Below are 19,139 nucleotides of genomic sequence, written 5' to 3'. Positions count from 1 at the left end.
CGTCGGTGGCGACGTTCGAGGCGAACTCTTTCGCCATCGACGCGAGGGCCGTCAACTGGCCTTCGTCGTTGTCGACACTCCACGCGGACTTGTAGGTCAGTTGCCGGGCCGCCTCGGTGGCGGTGTGCATCTCGGCGAGTTTGTGCTGGATGGCCTGGAAGTCACTGATAGAGCGACCGAACTGCTCGCGTTCCTTGGCGTACTCGAGTGCCTGCTCGCAGGCACCCTTGGCGATGCCGACACCCTGTGCGGCGACGGCGGTGCGCGTCTCGTCGAAGAACTGCATGAGTTGGAGGAAACCCATGCCGCGCGTCCCGACGAGGTTCTCTTCGGGGACGCGAACGTCGTCCAAGATGAGTTCGGCGGTGTCGCTGGCGCGGATGCCCATCTTCCCCGTAATCTTGTCCGCCGAGAAGCCATCTCGGTCGGCCTCGACGATAATCTGGGAGAATCCCGAGTATCGGTCGTCCACCTCGGGGTCAGTCTCGCACATGACGACGAAGTAGTCGCCGACGCTCCCGTTCGTAATCCACATCTTGTTGCCGTTGAGGACCCACTCGTCGCCGTCTTTCTCGGCGCGGGTCTTCACGGAGGTCACGTCGGACCCGGCCTGCGGTTCGCTGATAGCCGCGCCCATGACGGACTCACCCTCCACGATTGGTGGCAGGAAGCGCTCTTTCTGCTCTTCGGTCCCGAAGTTGATGATGGCTTCAGCGCCAAAGCCAGCGCTCGTGATACAGAGGCCGATGCCGGGGTCGACTGCGAACAGTTCCTCGGTGACGATGGCGTTCTCCAGCGAGGAGTACCCGACGCCGCCGTACTCGACGGGGAAGTGCGCCCCAGTCAGACCCATCTCGGCCGCCTTCTGCACGATGTCGTAGGGGTACTTCTCTTCGACGTCGTACTCGCTGGCGACAGGCGCAATCTCGTTCTCGGCGAACCGACGAACCTCGTCTCGAATGGCTCGTTGTTCCTCTGTGAGTTTGAAGTCCATGATTGATAGACACAAACGTGGCCAATAATGTTTGTCACACTCGGAACAACGTGCAACGAGTGGAAACGGGAAAATGCCTGTTGCCCGTTTTTCAGGACGAGTTTGGAGACTCGTTCGAGCGGGGACGTTCGCCCCCGAATCGGTCTTATCGCTCGCTGACGTATGCTGTCCATGAAGCGCCGTACGAAGTTCGCTCTCGCTGGAATCGGCGTCGCACTCGCTGCCACAGCGCTATCACGCGCTACTCGTTCGACAGACACCGAGACGGTTCCGTACACCGTGGTCGAGTCAGTCGACGACGTGGAGATTCGTCGCTATCCGACGACGGTGACCGTCGAGACGACGGCACAGAACACCGGCATCGCGTTTCGGCGACTCTTCCGCTACATCTCCGGGGCGAATCAACGTCGAGAGGACGTCTCGATGACGGCACCTGTGGCGACTGAACTAGTTGGCCCGGAATCTGGAACGAAGATTCCGATGACGGCCCCAGTCGCCACGGACAGAACCGACTCCGGCGTGCAGATGGCGTTCTTCCTCCCGTCGTCGTACGACTACGATTCTGCGCCACGACCGACCGACCCCGACGTGGAACTCGTCGAACACCCCGCGCGAACGCTCGCAGTCCGGCAGTTCTCGTGGTACGCGACTGGTCGGCGAACCCGACGAGAGATGGATTCACTTCTCCAGACGCTCGCAGACACCGGCATCGCCGTCGTCGGGGAACCATTCCTCATGCAGTACGACCCACCGTCGACGCTGCCGATTTTCCGGACCAACGAAGTCGCCGTCGAGGTTCAGCGCCGAGAGCGAGGACAGGAGTCGACGTAGCGCGGGAAGGCCAGTCTCGGTGCGATACTCGTGACGTACTTCGGCCTCCGAGAGTTCGAACCGGTGTCGTTGTCGACGTGACCCGGTCACTCCCCCAAGGTGGTAACAGGCTCTGCGAGTGGTAACTCGACGGTGAACGACGTCCCGCGCGGGTCGTTATCAGCTATCGAGACGGTGCCGGAGAAGTTCGAGACGATGGTCTCGACCAGATAGAGGCCGGTTCCGGTTCCGGGGCTTTCGAGGCCTTTGGTGTCTTTTTCGAACACGTCTGGCTTTCGTTCGTCGGGGATGCCCGGGCCGTCGTCGGCGAAGTCGACGCAGACTGTCTCGTCGCCGACGGTGACAGAGACGTCGATAGTCGGTTCGTCCACGTCGCTGTGGACGACTGCGTTCTTCAGGATGTTCACGAAGACCGAATCGAGCAGGTCGTTGGCGAGGACTACCGCAGTCGGAGCGTCGTCGACGGAGATAGTGGCGTTCGGGTAGCCGTCCCGGACGCTCTCGACAGCGCTCGTGAGGACGGCGCTCGCATCGACGCGGTAGCGACGCTCGTCGTCGTTCGACGCCCGTATCAACTGTCCCAAGAGGTCGGTGAGTTCGACCGTGTGTTTCGCCCGTCTGTGTGCGGTATCCAGGTAGGTGCGACTCTCAGGAGAGAGCGACTCACGGTCTGTCACGAGGTCGACGTACGACGTGACGAGTTGCATGTCGTTTCGGATGTCGTGGCGGACGATTCGGTTGAGGACTTCGAGTTCGTCGTTTCTGGACTCGAGTGACAGTTCGTACTGCTTCCGAAGAGAGACGTCTCGAATCGACAGTACCCACCCGACGAGTCCCCCCGGTTGGTCAAGCGGGATGCGCGTCACCTCGACGTAGCGGTTCCCCTCGACGAGTGCATCGACCGAGGTGTGTCCTCCACCGAGTTCGTCGTACTGCGGGATAGCTTCTCTCGCGTGTCTCCCAACGAGTGACTCGTCCGTGCCGAGGAGGTCCGCCACGTGGTCGTTCGTGTGGACGACGACTTCGTCGGTGTCGAGGACGACGAGACCATCCGTCACGTGTTCACCGATAGTCGCGTGGGCGATGGGGAGGATGTCGAGGAGTTTGAACTGGTAGGCGGCGAGTCCGAACGTGACTGCTGGAGCCGCCAACGACGCCGGAATCAAGTTCACACCCCCGCCGAGTGGCGGCGTGTCTGTCAGTTCTAAGATGGCGACGACGGTTGGCACGGCCATCCCCACGAGCAGGAGTCCAGATTGCGTCCTGAACGTGCGGTCTAACTCCAGTGCGTACTGGGCCAAGAGTCCGAGGGCGAGAAAGAGCACGACGAGTCCGTAGACGAGTCCGACCACGCTCACGGGGCCGTCGGTAACCGAGAGGGTGACCACGTCGCTCACCGTCCCGAGTTCGACCCCGGTGTAGCCCAACTCTCGTGGGTTGCTGAACAGCACGACGAGAAACACGAGTGGAACCACGTACAGCGACGCGACGACGCGCCGGTCGAGCCACTCGTGACGGTCAGTGTACGCGAGTGCGAAGACGAGGAACGTCGGCGGTGCCAGCGCCCCACCGAGGTGAAGGACTTTGTAGGCGAGGAGTTTCGCTGCCGGGTCGACCAAGAGGAGTTTGACCGTCGTCATCGCCGTCCAGAAGGTGACCGTCGCGGTCAACGCGGCGAACGACACGGCGATGGGGTTCCGACCGTTCCGACGGACGTACTCGATAGCGTACCCCGTGAGGATGGCGGCGACGACTGCCGCGAAGACCATCGGGTAGGCGTAGAGCGTGTGTTGCCACTCCATCGCCACTAGCCACTCGCCGTCACTGCTGGCGACCCAGTTGTTCGGTCGTCCGTCTCGGTATCATCGGCCTATATCACCGGATTGTACCCGGGTATATTAGACTTTCTCAGACCGGAGAAGATTGGGGCACCCCCTCGCCCCCACGACTCGCCGTCTTCAGGTGTTCATCTCTTCTTCGACGAGCGTCACTGCCCGTGAGACGGCCCCGACGGACGTGAGGTGGCCGGCACCGACAGTCGCCTTCATCGCTTTTGCTGCACTTCCACGGAAGATGCTCGGGCCGACCTGTGCGACAGCGCCGTCACCGACCGAGACAATCCACCCCGGAACCTCGAACCGATAGGGTTTCGGACGCGGTGGGAAGTCGCCGGGGTCCCCCGATTGCTCGTGGATGACCTGTGTTGCGATGTTGGCAGCGACGACTTTCGCCTCGCGGAGGGCGGCAGACGCACTCGCAGGGACCGGTTCTCCATCGGCGTCAACGACACGGGCGGCGTCGCCGACGACGAACGTCCTGCTGTCGAGTCGAAGGTCGGCCCTGACTGACGGTCGTTCGTTGCCCATCGCCTCGTCACCGGTTATCCCGCCTGTCCAGACGAGCATGTCGTAGTCGATGTCGCCGGTGTCTGTCTCGACAGTCGTGGCCGTGACCGACTGGACCGTCGTCTCGGTTCTGAGTTCGACGCCTCTGTCGAGTAACTCGTCTCGGACTGCTCGCTGGAAGTTCTCGGCGAACGACGGCGCGACAGTGTCCAACTGCTCGACGAGGACGATGTCCGTGTGGGCGTTCTCTTCGTCACGCAGGGCGGCGAGTTCGCCCGCGACCTGAATCCCGGAGAGACCTGCCCCACCGACGACGACGGTTCCGCCCTCGTCGCACTCGTCGAAGAATCGGGCGCGGATTGCTTCGGCGTGGTCGAGTCGTTTCAGCGGGAGGGCGTGTGCTTCGAGACCCGGAATCCCGTAGTAGTTGGTCTCTGCTCCGAGACAGACGGCGCAGTAGTCGTAAGAAAGTGACTCTCCGTCCGCGAGGTGGACCCGGTGAGACTCGGTATCCACGCTCGTCACTCGGTCGACCACCACGTCGGCACGAGTCAACGCCTCGTCGAGTGGGACCTGGATGGGGTCGGCGACAGATGGGCGGCGAATCGCGCGGTGGACTTCGTGTTGGACGAGGTGATACGGCGAGTCGTTCACCACGGTCAAGTCGGCGTCGGCAGGGAGTCGGCGTTCGAGTTCACGGGCGAGTGTGAGGCCCGCGTACCCGGCACCGAGGACCAGGACACGCATGGCTACCACGTCGGGCGCGAGAGAAATGAGGGTGACGGCACCGGACACGCCGTGCCGACACTGGTCGGGTAGTTGCGGTTAGAACAACGCTTCGGACTCGTCGAGAATCTCGGCGGGACCGCCGACGGACCACACGTCGGTTTCGACGCCGCAGTCGGCGACGACTTCCTCGACACGGTCGACGTGTTCGGCGGTCGTGTTGACGTAGACGCTCGCGCCGGTGTCCGTCGAGAAGTAGACCGGGATATCTTCTTCGGTGCGGAGTTTGCGGACGGCGTTGAACACGGCGATGGTGCGCGGTTGCCAGTAGACCCACCCGGCGGGGCCGGTCATCGTCGTCGCCGCGAGCGAGAGCGAGTCGTGTTCGGCGAGTTCGAAGGCAGCGTCGAAGTCGGCCTCGTAGAGGTACTCACGCATGTCGTCGATTTGCGCGTGCATGTGGGCCATCCGGGCCTGGAACATGTGACTGTCGGCCGCCTCGGCGTGTGCCTGTTCAGTCTCCTTGTACGCGGGGACGTGCGCGGCGACGATTCGCAGGTCGTCTTCGAGGTCGGTCTCGATACGCTCGGAGCGGCAGTCCACGTCGTTCATGCCCGAGTAGAGGTGCGAGAACGCCCCCGTGACGGCGCGCGCGGCAGACGCCGACCCGCGGCGGGCGATAGTCGAGATTTCGGGACGAGTCATGTCGAGTTCGGCGGCCTCGGCGAGTGCCATCGCGGCGGCGGCGAACCCGGACGCCGACGACCCGAACCCGATGTTCGAGGGGAAGGAGTTCTCGCTCTCCAGTCGAACCCGGTGGTCGAAGCCAGCGAGTTCACGGACTCGGTCGACGACGGCACAGATTCGCTCTGCACCGCGCCCCTCGACTTCCTCGCCGCCGATGACGTAGACGTCCTCGTCGGCGTCGGGGAGGAATTCGACCGTCGTCTTCGTCTGACTCGGTGCCGTACAGACGCTGATACTGTCGTGGTACGGCATTCGGCGCTCCGTGTCTCGCATCCCGTGATACTTCACGAGGCCCTGAATCGGGTGGGCCTTAGCGGTGGCCTTCATGCTCGAATGGGCGTCAGACTGGGGGTTAAACGTCCCGATAGGTAGCGGACCTTCTGGCCGCAGAGGAGCGGTCAGATTCCCAGTGATGGGTCGCCGGTCACGTCCCGCGCAAAGAGGATGGTTGTGCTACTGACTCCAAACAGTAGCGGTGATGGGTCTCTCGAGGATTCGTTATTCGTCGTCCGTGTCTAATTCGTTTCCACGTTCCCAGACGTTCGTGACGCTCTCGCCTGTCGGTGGTGTGTGGCTAACGTCTCGCATCGTCGGTTTCGGTCGGTTTTCGGTGTGCATCGTGTGTGCCTTGCTACTGTCTACCACGGTCCGAGCATAAGCCTTTCGCCAATATTATATTACGACTTATTAGCATACTAGGTTCATGAAACACGACAGACGCGGGACACGAACGCGAGTAGCGCAGACGACCGACGGGAGGCGTCTCGTCGTCTCTCGCGTGGTTTCTGCACCGGCGGCCGTCGTCTGGGACGTGTTGGTGTCGGTCGACGACTGGCCGGAGTGGGGGCCGAGTGTCTCGGCGGTTCGCGGCGTAGAGGGTCGAATCGAGGCGGGGACTCAGGGAGAAGTTCGAGTCGCAGGCGTCTGGGTCCCGTTCACCATCGAAACCTGTGACGAGCATCGGTGGACGTGGCGCGTCGCCGGAGTGCCTGCAACTGGCCATCGCGTTACGCCCGTCGGTGTAGACCGGTGTGAAGTCGCCTTCGAGGTTCCGGTCGTCGCCAGTCCGTACGCGGCGGTCTGTGCTGTTGCACTCAGGCGAATCGAACGACTCGCGACGTCGAGCGAGAAGAACTGAGCGACAGCCGAGTAGCACAGTAACTGGAGACCGACCCGAGGTGTCTCTTCAGAACACGCCCAACAGCAGGCCCCCGACGAGTGCGAGTGCGACGAGTGCGACGAGTGCGACGACGATACCGACACCAGAACCAGCGTTCTGGGCTGCTGCGTCTGCGTTCGCCGCTTCCTCGGCGTCGACTTCGTCCAGGACTTCTTCGAACTCCGGTTGGTGGGGTTCGTGGTACTCGTCGACGATGTCGTCTGCGAGGCCGGCAGACTCGACGTCGTCTACGAGGTCGTCCAGTGTCTCCAGCGTGATGGGGACCGCAACCTCTTCCGGTTCGACGAGCAAGCGCGGTTCGTCCTCTTTCGACTCGGGTTCTTCGAGTTGGTCTTCGGTAGCGAACGCGAACGCGAGTGTCTCTCTGGCCTGTGCTTCGTCGCCCGTCGTCAGGAGTGTCCCGTCGACGCCTTGCGACTCGCACCGTTCGGCGAAGACTTCGACAGTCCGGTCGTCGAACTCGGCCGCCACGTCGACCCACGTGACGCCAGTTGGTTGGTTCGCGCCGTCCGGTGCGACGAAGAGGAACGTTCGCCCGTCTCGTTCGGTTCGTTTCGTTCGCTCCCCGCGTTCGGCGTGGATTCGTCGGACGACCGTCGCCACATCGTCAGCATCGAGAAACGAGAGTACACTCGACAACGACACGTCGCTCATTGCGCCAACAGACAAAATACCTCGAAATAAAGCTTCCCCGCTACTCCGGGCGGACGAGTTCGAATCGGTCGTCGGTTCTGGTGTACTGACTCCCGGCGAGTCGGCCGACGGCGTCGAGTTTCGTCGTGTCGAGTTTGCCGTCGGTCAGCACCTCGTCTGCGACGTGGGCGTAGACGACTTCGCCGAGGACGAGTGTCGACGACCCGACTTCCATGCTGTCGTAGAGCGTACACTCGAAGGAGACGGCTGCCGCCGCGACGCGTGGGGCATCGACGCGGACTGCTTCGGCCTTCTCGATTCCGACGTGTTCGAACTCGTCGACGCCGGCGGGGACTGTCGCAGCAGTCTGGTTCATCGCCTCGGCGAGGTCACTCGTGACCACGTTGACGACGAACTCGCCGTGGTCGATGGCGTTGCGTGGCGTATCTTTCAGCGACGGGCCGTGGCCCACGGGCGCGAACACCAGAATCGGTGGGTCGATGCTGGCGACAGTGAAGAAACTGTACGGCGCGAGGTTGTCGCCGTCGTCGCCACGGGAACTGACCCACGCAATCGGCCGTGGAACGACGGACCCGGAGAGCAGTCGGTACGCCGACCCGAATGCGGTCGGTTCACCTTCCATCAGTGTGCCTCCGTCGTGTTCTGTCGGAATTTTTCGAATCTGAGTGTGGTCATGTAGTGGAAAGGGGAGTGTGAGTGAATGAATGTGTGGTGTGTCCGTCGTCTCGGGCAGGAGTGAGGGTGGCTGAGTCGAGAGACGATCTCAGAACAGGCCGACACCGATAGCGTAGGGCCACGTGACACTACTGAGCGCGAGGAAGACGAGTGCCCCACCGAGCATGACCACGTTCTTCAGGAAGTCGGTCATCTCGGACTGCTGTTGGTCTTCGGGGACGGCCCAGAAGTTGTGGAACAGTGGCGTGCTGACGAGCAAGAACAGCGCAACTGCGCCCGCGGCGAGTGCCGGGAAGACACCGGCAGCGATACCGAGACCACCGAACACGAGCATCCCACCGGAGAACACGACGCCGAAGCGTGGTGCCGGCAGGCCCTTCATCTCTGCGTATCCAGACATCTGGTCGACGTTCATGAAGTGATTGAGCCCCATGAACGCGATGACCGCACCGAAGAGGACGCGAGCGGCGAGGAACGCGACGTCCGTTCCCGCGCCGGCAAACTGGAGCGTGGTGCTCATGCGCGAACCTCCGTCGCGGCATCGGTCGTAAACTGTTCCGCCTCGGAAGATGGTGCTAACATTACGTTATCTGGTACGAGACGGAACCAACATATACGTTTGCTGACACCAGTGTCACCGGGTAACCGGGGGTGTACCGGGTGACATCTCCATCACCGAACTCTCACATGACAAACAAGAGAGGTCGAATCGTGCGGTTCGGTAAACCTATTATTTGAACGACGCCGAGTCGGCTGATTTTTGAGTTACAGAGCCAATATGGTATGAATATGGTAGTCTAGGCCACGGCACGAAAGATATACCCCGCTACACCGTGATATCTATTTGGGACGTGTCAGTAATGATGAAAACAACTGAGGCTATCGAGAGCCATGACTGAGACATGGGACTCTGCAGGATACATTGCGAGTTCTCGCTACCGCCTCACAGTGTGTGAATACCTTTCCGAACACGGGTCCGGACTCCCGTCGCGTATCGCGACCGAGACCGACCTCGCACAACCGCACGTATCACGTGCACTCTCCGAGTTGCGTGACCAGGGAATCGTCGAACTCCTCGTTCCCGAGTCACAACAGAAGGGACGACTGTACGGCCTGACTGACCTGGGGGAACTCGCCTACGAACGGGTCGCGTTAGACCAGCGAGTCGACCTCACTGTCGTCGATGCCGACGGCTTTCCCGAACCTGAGTTGGTCAGTGAACTCCAAACGACGTATAGTGACTCTCTCCGGGCTATCGCCTGGTGTGAACCGAGTCGGGCGTGGGTTCACTTCTCGTCACCGAGCCTGTACGACGAATACGACGAAGAGACGCTCAAGACAGTCGTCTCGACGCTCGCCAACGAGGAACCACTAGACGAACCACTCGGTGACCTCCCAGCGGGCGGTCCAGAGTACATCGCTGTCGGCCTCGAAAAGGCGCTGGTCGTCCGGGTGCCGTTGAACGACGACGTGAAACTCCTCGTCTCGGTCAAGAAGGCGTTCGACACCACTATCGAAGGGCTAGTCGACACCTGTGTCCAGACGACGAGTGCCGTTTCTCTCGACGCTGACGACTGATACTTCTTTGGTGACCGGTCCGTAGCAGTGGACTGTGCCCGCTTCACGAACTGTCGTCGGCGTCGATGGGTGCCGCGCGGGATGGGTCTGTGCGTACTATTCACCCGACGGGTTCGCGATTCGTGTCGTTTCGGACTTCCAATCCGTGTGGAACGACGCAGATGCTCGAGACGCGGACCTCGTGTTGGTCGACGTGCCAATCGGACTCTCCACGTCCGAGCGCCGAGCGTGTGACGTCGAGGCCCGAACGCGACTCGGGAGTCGTGCATCGACCGTCTTCTTCGCCCCTGTCAGGGACGTCCTCGACGTCTCCTCACACGAGCAGGCGAGTGCGCGGAACCGCGAGCGAACCGGTGCCGGACTCTCGATTCAGGCGTGGAATCTAGTCCCGAAGATTCGCGCCGTGGACGACGTGCTCCAATCGAGGCCTCGTGCTCGCCAATTGGTCCGCGAAGCGCATCCAGAACTCGCCTTCGCGGCGTTCGCCGGCGAACCTCTCACCGAGTCGAAGTCGACTGTCGAGGGACGCGAGCGTCGTCTCGACGTGCTTCAGTGCGTCGCCAATGACGACGACCCGAGAGGAGTCTACCGCGACACGCTGGCGGACACCCTCCGCCGGGACGTCGCCCGCGACGACGTCGTCGACGCTCTCGCCCTCGCCGTGGCGGCGACGTACCCACTCGTCACACTCCCCGAATCACCTCCCTCCGACGCGACTGGCCTCCCGATGGCGATACACGTCCCGCAGACCTCGGAATTGGAACGTCAGTAAACTTGTAGAAGCAAACTATCTATGCCGATAATTTGAGCGTAGAAATATATAGTGCACAATATGTGGACATACGATAATTGCAAGAAGATATTTATGCCTGGTTCACAACTATGCTGTTGGCGTGGCCGATGCTACACCCAAAGTGCGCCCAGCCTAGCCCAATCGCGTGATTCAGTGCCAGCTTTTCCGCCGGTCGCGCCACCCGCTGCCAAATCTGGGTTCGACTGTCCCCGCCCCGGGCGTCGAACCCCGTGCCTCCTCGTCCAGTACTAGCCAGTCTGTTCGCTGTCGAGAACCCCGCTGCATCGTGCTCTTTCGCCCCAAACGTACATGTCTCCAGACTCCTTAGGCCCCGGCATGTACACCGGCAGGACGGACCAACCGTGCTGTCTCTGCGACGACCCCAAGACCGTCGCACGGATTGCCGTCCCTCCGCGGGCAGTGACGCTCATGCGAAACGCCGCACCGATTGCGTGGCGAGACATCGTCGGCGACGTGACGCTCCAGTTCTGTGAGAGTGACTGGAAACTCGTCTCCGAGTTGGTCCTGGACATGGGGATGCACCCACTCTCACGGTGTAACGTCGCTCGTGCCGACTTCAGCATCCGTGAGGACTTCGAGGCGTTGTTGAACAGCACTCGCGCAGAACCCGACCAGACCGAACAGGAGCGTCGACTCCTCGACGACGCCACCGAAGTCATCGACAACGCTGACGACCCGATGGTCGAACGACGTGACCTCGTCGAGGCGTACGTCGTCGTCCGCGCGATGGACGAACTCGGCGTAGACGAGCAGGTTCGGTGACGACCCCACGCGAACGCCCTGACAGACGAACAATCAGCAACCGCTGACAGTCAGGAACGCACCGCATACCGCTATTTGCCTGTTCGTGACGTATCAACGGCTAGTTGGGTCGCTCGCAAGGCGTCCTCCACGGAGACCCGCGTACCGGGGCGCGGTCTGTCTACACTCCCCGGACACAGACAATGAAGAGTCACTTCGCAATCCTGTTTGCCGTATTGCTCGTCCTCGCTTCGGTCCCCATGGGTGTCGTGGCACAGGAAGCACCAGAAGAAGAACGGACACCGAACAAAGTTCCCGTGTTTCGCGCGTACGTCGTCAACCCGGTAGTTCAACCGGGTGAAGAGACGACAGTCACTGTCGGCTTTTCGAACGACCCTGTCAAGCCCGAGGACGTGTCGAAGACGGCAGAGAACGTCCGGGTCGAACTCAGGTCCGCGAACACCCCGTTCGTCGTCAGAACTGGTGACGTGTTCGTCGGAACGATGAACGACAGTGACACCAGAGAGGTCGAATTCGCCGTCGAAGCGCCCGAGAACATCGCCGCAGGCGAGTACGACCTCCGACTGCGAGTGACCTACGAGTTCGACAACGCTCACCGCCGGACGTACAACCTCGACGTTCCCCTCCGCGTCGAAGAACGCGTCCGGTTCGCCGTCGTCGGGTCTGACTCCACCGTCCCCGTCGGTGGGCAAGGTGCCGTCGCACTCACGATTCAGAACGTCGGCGAACTCGACGCCCGAAACACCGTCGTCGCCGTCACCTCGCAGTCTCCAGAGGTGACGTTCGACGGAACCGAGACGGCGACGCAGTTCGCACCGGAGTGGCCCGTCGGTGAGAACCGAACCTTCGTCTACGACACCTCGCTCAGTGCGAATGGGTCGACGCGTGGATACGTCCTCGCTGTCGACATCGTCTACGAGGACCCAGACGGTGCTCGGTCGCAGTACTCGCCACTCGCCGCTGGATTCCTCCCCGTGGCCGAGCAGTCGTTCAGCCTCGAAAACGTCGAAAGCACCCTCCGCGTCGGTGACGACGGGAAACTCGTCGGAACCGTCGTGAACGACGGTGCGACCCCTGTCCGTAACGTCGTCGTGGAACTCTCGCTCCCCGAGGGAAGTGCGACGGCGACTGAAACCGAGTACGCTGTCGGTGACCTCGCCCCCGGTGCGAGCGCACCCTTCTCCTTCGACGTGCAGGTCGCCGAAGGTGCCGACGCCGGCCCGCGGCAGTACACGGCGACTGTCACCTACCGCGACACCGAGGGTGAACGTCGGACGAGTGACGACATCGACATCCGTGTCGACGTCGCGCCCTCCTCACCCGAGTTCGACGTGACCGTCGACGAAGGAACGGTCGCACCCGGTCGCTCCGGCGAACTCCGCGTGACCGTCGTCAACGACCGAGACGAGACGCTCCGCGACATCTCGGCGAAGATTTACCTCGAAGACCCACTGTCGTCGGGTGACTCCGAAGCGTTTGTCGACGAACTCGGACCGGGCGAGTCGGCGACGCTCGTCTTCGACGTTGCCGCCGCAGGGAGCGCACTGGAGAAAGACTACCCGGTCGAACTCGACTTCCGCTACGAGAACGAGGAGGGTGACACGACGATATCCGACGCCTACCGCGTCCCCGTCCGCGTCGAAGCGGTCGAAAACGGTGGGTCGCTCCCGTTCGGCCTGTCGTTCCCCATCGTCGGCGCGGCGGTGCTCCTCGTCGCCGCCGGCGGTGCCGGGTTCCTCGTCGTTCGCCGGAGGGGGCGGCGCTGAGTCGTGGCCAGACTGGACCCCCAGTGGTTCATCGACTGGGCGGACGACAAAATCGTCAACCACTCGCGGCGAGTCATCCTGACCTTCGTCGTCCTCACGGCAATCTTCGGGGCGGGTCTGAGCGCAGTCGAGACGGAGTCTGGGACCGACCAGTTCGCCGAGGAAGTTCCCGAAGAAGAAGCGTTCACGCGAATCACCGAGGAGTTCACGCCCCGATTCCAGGAGGGAACGGGCAGTACACAACTCATCCAGCGCGCGCCGAACGTCCTCACCAGACGCGAACTCGTGCGGATGCTCGAAGCGCAGAAACGACTCGCTGACCGCGAGGATTTGCGTGTCGTTCAGACCGCCAGCGCGGCGTCTGTCGTCGCCCAGACACTCGACCCTGACGCCGAGACGCTCGACGCGCAGGTCCGTGCCATGGAACGAGCGACCGACGCCGAAGTCGCTGCGGCGGTCCGTGAGAACGCCGACAACCCGCGATTCGTCGGCCTCCTCGCCGACGACTTCAACCCGACCGAACCCCGGGCGACTGCGACCATCGGCGTCGTCACACACTCGATTCCGCTTGCCGACGAGTCGGGTGCTGGACAGGGCGGTGACAGTCCGCTGACCCCCATCCAGCAGAAGGCGACGCGCATCGTCGCCACCGTCGGCGGCGACATCTCGGTGTTTGGGTCCGGGGTCATCGCCGACGAGTTCGGCACCGTCATCACCGACTCGCTCATCATCGTCGTTCCTGCGGCGGTGTTGTTCATCGTGCTGTTCCTCGTCGTCGCGTACCGTGACCTCGTAGACCTCATGTTGGGGACGGTAGCGCTCGGAATGGCCCTCGTGTGGACGTTCGGGTTCCTCGGCCTCGCGGGCATCCCGTTCAACCAAATCATGATTGCCGTGCCGCCACTCTTGCTCGCAGTCGGCATCGACTTCGGTATCCACGCGGTCAACCGCTACCGAGAGGTCCGAGCAGACGGCTACGACGTGGGCGAGTCGATGCGGAAAGCGACCGACCAACTGCTCGTCGCGTTCTTCATCGTCACCGGCACGACGGTCATCGGGTTCCTCTCGAACCTCGTGAGCAACCTCACGCCGATTCGAGACTTCGGCGTCGTCGCCGCGATTGGTATCGTCTTCACGTTCTTCGTCTTCGGCGTCTTCCTCCCCGCCGCAAAAGTCGAAATCGACCGCCTCCGCCAGCGGTATCCGATTCCGACGTTCAGTCAGGCACCGCTCGGGCGCGAGGGCAGTTCACTCGGGACGGTGCTTCGCGTGGGCGTTCGGCCGGCCTTGCGTGCGCCAGCAGTCGTTCTCGTCGTCGCGCTCATCCTCTCCGGGGGCGCGATGTGGTACGCGACCGGTGTCGACACCGAGTTCGGACAAGAAGACTTCCTCCCGCCGTCTGAGGCCCCCGCGTATCTGAAGATGCTCCCCGAACCGTTCGCGCCGGGCGACTACAGCGTCGTCGCCGACATCGAGTTCCTCGAAGAACGCTTTTCGTCGTCACAGAGCGGCGTCGTGACGGTGTTCTTGGAAGGCCGGGCGACAGACGACGCCTTCCTCGAAGAACTCGACCGGGTCGCACAGGACCCACCAGAGACGTTCATCACGGTCGACCGCCGCGCCGACTCGACGAGTATCCTGACGGTGATTCGAGACGAGGCCGAGCAGAACGAGGAGTTCGCCGACGTCGTCGCCCGACACGACAGAGATGGTGATGGCATCCCTGACCGCGATATCGTCGACGTGTACGACGCACTGTTCGCCACCGCCTCGGCTGAGCGCGCGGCCGAGTACATCTCAGAAGACTACACGTCGTCGCGCGTCGACTACCGCGTGAAAGCAGATGCCGACGACGATGCCGTCGTCGCGGATACCCGCGAGATGGCAGACCGCTTCCGAACCGAGGGCACCGCGACGGGTGCGGTAGTCGTGTTCTCTGCTATCTCCGACCTCATCCTCGACTCGGCGGTCCAGAGTCTCATCCTCTCGATGCTTGGGACCGGTGTCTTCCTCATCTTCATCTACTGGTGGCTGGAGGGTCGACCCTCACTCGCCCTCGCGAACCTCGTGCCAATCCTCGTCGCCGTCACGTTCGTCGCCGGGACGATGCGTCTCTCGGGCATCTCGTTCAACGCGTTCACTGCGACGGTCCTCGCGCTGACTATCGGTCTCGGCGTGGACTACTCCGTCCACATCGTCCATCGATTCATCGACGAACGCGTCGAACACGACTTGGAGACGGCACTCGACCGGACCGTCCGCGGAACCGGCGGTGCCCTCGCCGGGAGTATGCTCACGACTGTCTTCGGGTTGGGCGTCCTCGTCCTCGCCGTCCTCTCCATCCTCGGCCAGTTCGGCCTGCTCACCGCGGCGAGTATCGTCTACTCGTTCCTCGCGTCGATTCTCGTCCTCCCGTCGGCGCTCGTCCTCTGGGACCGGTTCAGCGGCAACGACCCAGTCGTGCCTCTCGGTGGCACCGACATCGACACCGGCGCATCCGCGACTGCCGACTGACGCCGCGGGCGCGAACCGTTTTATCAGAAAGCGGGGCCACCCTGTCTCGTGCCCACCCTGCCCACCGTTCGTCTCTCTCGCATCCCCGCGTCAGGCGGTTGTTCCGACGCCGAACAGTCGCGTCGTCCCCCACGAGACGACGAGGATGCCGACGATGAAGACGGCGAGGACACCCATCATCGGGAACGGGTCCAGTGCCGGTCCGCCGAAGAACGGCCCCCGAACGATGAGAAACGCCGTTCCCAGCGAGAGACCGAGACCCACCCCTGTGACGATAGTAAAGAAGAGCTTTGCCACCCCAATTCCGCGCGTGTCGTTCCGGAAGCTCATGCGACCAATTCCTCTCGTTGGCCTCTTGAACGATTTGGCCGCCTCACTGACTCATCGGCCGTTCGCGGTGGGAGACGGACGAACACACCTCCCGTCCGGTTCAGAGTCACGCTTACCGCTCGACCCGGAACCCTGTCTCCCCTCTCGGGTCTTCGTAGGTCACGTCCACGTCGTCGACGCTGGCCATCGGACTCCCGTCGTGACACCACTGCACCATCGACTCTACGTCGTCGCGGGGACCTTCGAAGACCGCTTCGACACGGCCGTCCGAGAGGTTCTTCACCCACCCGTCGACACCGAGGTCACGGGCAGTATCGCGCGTCGTCGCTCGGTAGTACACTCCCTGTACGTGGCCGGAGACGTACACGTGGGCGCGCGCCCGACTACTGTCGCTCATACCGAGCGATTCGACCTGCGACGGCAAAGGCGTGGTGTCTCTCCCACTGCACATCGGAGTCTGGTCCTCCGCATCGACACCACACCGACCGTGGGCCGGGGTCACACGCATCCAACGAACCGTCAGCATCTAAGTGGAGCCCCGACGACGCTGAGGTATGGAACTCTTCGGCACCGCGGGTATCCGCGGCAGTGTCACAGCGCGCGTCACGCCAGAACTCGCGCTCAGCGTCGGCCGGGCCGCCGGTCGCGCCGCACTCGAATCGGACTCGTCGGCCGAATTCGTCGTCGGTCGAGACGGTCGCACGAGCGGTCAGGGACTCGTCGCCGCCGTCGAAGCGGGCCTACTCTCTGCGGGTGCCGACGTGACTCGAATCGGTGTCGTTCCCACGCCGGCGCTCGCGTACGCGTCACAAGGACGCCGCGGCGTCATGCTCACCGCGTCGCACAACCCCCCGACGGACAACGGTATCAAGATGTTCGTCGACGGGCAGGAGTACGACCGACCGCTCGAACAGGACATCGAAGCGCGCGTCGAATCCGGGATGGCCCCCGTCGAGTGGGACCACTGGGGAACGAGCGGAACGAACGACGTCCTCGACGACTACCGTGACACGATTACCGCGTTCGCCAGCGGCCACGGGTCTGCCCCCGACGAACTCAGCATCGCTGTGGACTGTGGAAACGGGATGTCTGCGCTCGGAACACCGCAGGTACTCCGCGACATGGGTGCGCACGTCGTCACACTGAACGCGCAAGTCGACGGCCACTTCCCCGGACGTGAGTCGAAACCGACGCCCGAGTCGCTGAAAGACCTCCGTGCGTTCGTCGCCGACGGCGACTTCGACTTCGGTATCGGCCACGACGGCGACGCTGACCGTATCGTCGTCGTCGACGCCGACGGCGACGTGGTCCACGAAGACACGGTCATCGCCATCGTCGGCGAGCACTACGTCCGAACCAGCGACGTGGACGACCCAGTCGTGGTCACGACGCCGAACGCGTCGGGTCGTATCGACGAACGCGTGCGCGAGGCCGGTGGCCGTGTCGAACGCGTCCGTCTCGGCGCCCTCCACGAGGGAATCGCCAGCGCCCGTGCCGACGGTGGCGACGTGGTCTTCGCGGCGGAACCGTGGAAGCACATCCACCCGTCGCTCGGCGGATGGATAGACGGTATCGCCTCCGCGGCGCTCATCTCGCGTCTCGTCGCCGAGTCGGGTCTCGACGGCCTCCGAGAACCCGTCACTGAGCGCCCGTACCGGAAAGTGAGCGTCTCGTGTCCCGACGAAAAGAAGGCGACGGCGATGGGCGCACTCGAAACGTCGCTTCCCGACGCGATGGACCCCGAATCGGTCGATACCGAGTACGGCGTCCGTCTCGAATTCGCCGACGCGTCGTGGACGCTCGTCCGCCCGTCGGGGACCGAACCGTACATCCGCGTCTACGCCGAAGCAGACGACGTCGACTCCCTCGTCGACCAGGTCACTGACGTCGTCGAGGCCGAAATTTCTCACGCGTAATCGACAGGTCGGAAGGGAAAACTATCGGGATGTTTTCCCGGATTTGTTGTGAACGCCTTGCACACGCCGCGAAACGACACCTTTAACCAATTTTCCACTCCCTTTTACCAGTAGGTGTACATAGCTATGGACAGACGTTCTTTTGTCAAAGTGACCGGACTCGCAGGACTCACAGGCCTCGCTGGATGTACCGGCGGCCCCGGTGGGAGTGAAGAGACGACCACCACCGAATCGTCCGGTGGCGACGGCGGCGAAGAGACGACGACGGCGGCCGAAGAGACGACCCAGTCCGCCGAGGACACGACGAACGTCGGGATGGTCTACGCGACTGGTGGCCTCGGCGACGGGTCGTTCAACGACCAGGCCCAGCAGGGTGCCATCCGCGCTCGCGACGAACTCGGCGTCTCCTTCGACGAGTCGCAGCCTGACGAAGTCTCTCAGTTCAAGACGTTCCAGCAGCAGTTCGCGGAGTCGACGAACCCGAACTACGACCTCGTCTGCTGTATCGGATTCCTGCAGACCGACGCGCTCATCGAGACGTCCGAGGCGTACCCCGAACAGAACTTCATGCTCGTCGACAGCGTCGTCGAGTCGCCGAACGTCGCCAACTACGTCTTCGCGGAACACGAGGGTTCGTACCTCGTCGGCCAGATGGCCGGTCTGCTCACGACGCAGGAGTTCTCTGCGGGCACTGGCGCGACGTCCCCCGACTCCGCGAGCGTCGGGTTCGTCGGTGGTGTCGAGTCCGACCTCATCAAGAAGTTCGAAGCCGGATTCAAGGCCGGTGTGAAGGCCGCAAACGGTGACGTCGAAGTCCTCACGAACTACACGGGAAGCTTCAACGACCCCGCAGCGGGGAAGGAAGCGGCACTCGCGATGTACAACAGCGGTGCGGACATCGTCTACCACGCCTCGGGTAACACCGGGACGGGCGTCTTCCAGGCGGCACAGGAGCAGGGCAAGTTCGCCATCGGTGTCGACCGCGACCAGTCGGTGACGAAGTCCTCGTACGCGGACGTCATCCTCGCCAGCATGGTCAAGCGCGTCAACACGGCCGTCTACAACTCCATCGAGTCCGTCGTCAACGAGGAGTTCCAGGGCGGCGGCATCGTCTCGCTCGGCCTCGAACAGAACGGTGTGGACATCGTCTACGGTGACTCCCTCAGCTCCGAGATTCCGACGGAGGTCAAAGACGAAGTCACGGCCTCCCGCGAGGCTATCGTCGCCGGCGACGTCGAAGTCCCGACGGACCCGTCGAACGTCTAAGTCCGACGGACCCGTCGAACGTCTAAGTCCGACGGACCCGT

The 19,139-nt window shown here is 62.9% G+C and carries 19 protein-coding genes; 9 read left to right on the top strand and 10 right to left on the bottom strand.

Annotated elements, in window-relative coordinates:
* Positions 1-994 (bottom strand): acyl-CoA dehydrogenase family protein (locus tag AUR66_RS19975; RefSeq protein WP_058573854.1); only part of this gene is annotated, 994 nt, incomplete at its 3' end.
* Positions 995-1,165: 171 nt separating this feature from the next.
* Between AUR66_RS19975 and AUR66_RS19970 the strand changes: the two genes are divergently transcribed.
* On the top strand, positions 1,166-1,825 hold the full coding sequence (locus AUR66_RS19970) for an SOUL family heme-binding protein (RefSeq protein WP_058573853.1): 660 nt from the start codon (positions 1,166-1,168) through the stop codon (positions 1,823-1,825).
* An 86-nt stretch (positions 1,826-1,911) separates the two neighbouring features.
* Here AUR66_RS19970 and AUR66_RS19965 read toward each other — a convergent pair whose 3' ends face one another.
* From AUR66_RS19965 to AUR66_RS21575, 4 genes are all read right to left on the bottom strand, one after another.
* A complete protein-coding gene (locus AUR66_RS19965; RefSeq protein WP_058573852.1) occupies positions 1,912-3,627 on the bottom strand; it encodes a sensor histidine kinase in 1,716 nt (571 codons plus the stop codon).
* A 156-nt stretch (positions 3,628-3,783) separates the two neighbouring features.
* Positions 3,784-4,917, bottom strand: coding sequence for an NAD(P)/FAD-dependent oxidoreductase (locus AUR66_RS19960; protein ID WP_058573858.1), 1,134 nt, complete (start codon positions 4,915-4,917; stop codon positions 3,784-3,786).
* 78 nt (positions 4,918-4,995) lie between these two features.
* Complete coding sequence (mvaD, locus tag AUR66_RS19955; RefSeq protein WP_058573851.1) at positions 4,996-5,970, bottom strand: phosphomevalonate decarboxylase MvaD; 975 nt, start codon at positions 5,968-5,970, stop codon at positions 4,996-4,998.
* A gap of 171 nt (positions 5,971-6,141) precedes the next feature.
* On the bottom strand, positions 6,142-6,288 hold the full coding sequence (locus AUR66_RS21575) for a hypothetical protein (RefSeq protein WP_157533258.1): 147 nt from the start codon (positions 6,286-6,288) through the stop codon (positions 6,142-6,144).
* Between the two features lie 58 nt (positions 6,289-6,346).
* On the opposite strand from AUR66_RS21575, the gene AUR66_RS19950 reads away from it, so the two are divergent.
* The gene (locus AUR66_RS19950) at positions 6,347-6,781 is read left to right on the top strand and encodes an SRPBCC family protein (RefSeq protein ID WP_082682303.1); all 435 of its coding nucleotides are present in this window, start codon (positions 6,347-6,349) and stop codon (positions 6,779-6,781) included.
* 48 nt (positions 6,782-6,829) lie between these two features.
* Here the strand turns inward: AUR66_RS19950 and AUR66_RS19945 are convergent, their stop codons facing one another.
* The 3 genes from AUR66_RS19945 to AUR66_RS19935 form a co-directional block, all read right to left on the bottom strand.
* Positions 6,830-7,477, bottom strand: coding sequence for a hypothetical protein (locus AUR66_RS19945; RefSeq protein WP_058573850.1), 648 nt, complete (start codon positions 7,475-7,477; stop codon positions 6,830-6,832).
* Between the two features lie 40 nt (positions 7,478-7,517).
* Positions 7,518-8,099: a flavin reductase family protein gene (locus AUR66_RS19940; RefSeq protein ID WP_058573849.1), complete on the bottom strand. Its 582-nt coding sequence runs from the start codon at positions 8,097-8,099 to the stop codon at positions 7,518-7,520.
* A 141-nt stretch (positions 8,100-8,240) separates the two neighbouring features.
* Positions 8,241-8,672: a DoxX family protein gene (locus tag AUR66_RS19935; RefSeq protein ID WP_058573848.1), complete on the bottom strand. Its 432-nt coding sequence runs from the start codon at positions 8,670-8,672 to the stop codon at positions 8,241-8,243.
* 371 nt (positions 8,673-9,043) lie between these two features.
* Here AUR66_RS19935 and AUR66_RS19930 point away from each other — a divergent pair, with 371 nt between their 5' ends.
* The 5 genes from AUR66_RS19930 to AUR66_RS19910 all read left to right on the top strand — a co-directional run bounded on the left by AUR66_RS19930 (position 9,044) and on the right by AUR66_RS19910 (position 15,586).
* On the top strand, positions 9,044-9,730 hold the full coding sequence (locus AUR66_RS19930) for a winged helix-turn-helix domain-containing protein (protein ID WP_058573847.1): 687 nt from the start codon (positions 9,044-9,046) through the stop codon (positions 9,728-9,730).
* Between the two features lie 34 nt (positions 9,731-9,764).
* Positions 9,765-10,502: a DUF429 domain-containing protein gene (locus tag AUR66_RS19925; protein WP_058573846.1), complete on the top strand. Its 738-nt coding sequence runs from the start codon at positions 9,765-9,767 to the stop codon at positions 10,500-10,502.
* A 357-nt stretch (positions 10,503-10,859) separates the two neighbouring features.
* Complete coding sequence (locus tag AUR66_RS19920) at positions 10,860-11,306, top strand: hypothetical protein (protein WP_058573845.1); 447 nt, start codon at positions 10,860-10,862, stop codon at positions 11,304-11,306.
* A 182-nt stretch (positions 11,307-11,488) separates the two neighbouring features.
* Entirely contained in the window at positions 11,489-13,072 is a 1,584-nt protein-coding gene (locus AUR66_RS19915; protein ID WP_058573844.1) for a COG1361 S-layer family protein, read from the top strand.
* A gap of 3 nt (positions 13,073-13,075) precedes the next feature.
* The gene (locus AUR66_RS19910) at positions 13,076-15,586 is read left to right on the top strand and encodes an efflux RND transporter permease subunit (RefSeq protein WP_058573843.1); all 2,511 of its coding nucleotides are present in this window, start codon (positions 13,076-13,078) and stop codon (positions 15,584-15,586) included.
* A gap of 90 nt (positions 15,587-15,676) precedes the next feature.
* On the opposite strand, the gene AUR66_RS19905 is transcribed toward AUR66_RS19910, so the two are convergent.
* Together AUR66_RS19905 and AUR66_RS19900 are read right to left on the bottom strand one after the other, a co-directional pair.
* Positions 15,677-15,916, bottom strand: coding sequence for a hypothetical protein (locus tag AUR66_RS19905; RefSeq protein WP_058573842.1), 240 nt, complete (start codon positions 15,914-15,916; stop codon positions 15,677-15,679).
* 112 nt (positions 15,917-16,028) lie between these two features.
* The gene (locus AUR66_RS19900; protein ID WP_058573856.1) at positions 16,029-16,313 is read right to left on the bottom strand and encodes an acylphosphatase; all 285 of its coding nucleotides are present in this window, start codon (positions 16,311-16,313) and stop codon (positions 16,029-16,031) included.
* A 157-nt stretch (positions 16,314-16,470) separates the two neighbouring features.
* On the opposite strand from AUR66_RS19900, the gene AUR66_RS19895 reads away from it, so the two are divergent.
* Together AUR66_RS19895 and AUR66_RS19890 are read left to right on the top strand one after the other, a co-directional pair.
* A complete protein-coding gene (locus AUR66_RS19895) occupies positions 16,471-17,832 on the top strand; it encodes a phosphomannomutase (protein ID WP_058573841.1) in 1,362 nt (453 codons plus the stop codon).
* 126 nt (positions 17,833-17,958) lie between these two features.
* On the top strand, positions 17,959-19,098 hold the full coding sequence (locus AUR66_RS19890) for a BMP family lipoprotein (RefSeq protein ID WP_058573840.1): 1,140 nt from the start codon (positions 17,959-17,961) through the stop codon (positions 19,096-19,098).
* Positions 19,099-19,139 lie beyond the last annotated feature (41 nt).

Source organism: Haloferax profundi, assembly GCF_001469865.1.
Lineage (GTDB): Archaea > Halobacteriota > Halobacteria > Halobacteriales > Haloferacaceae > Haloferax > Haloferax profundi.
This window is presented reverse-complemented; position numbering and strand designations above follow the sequence as displayed.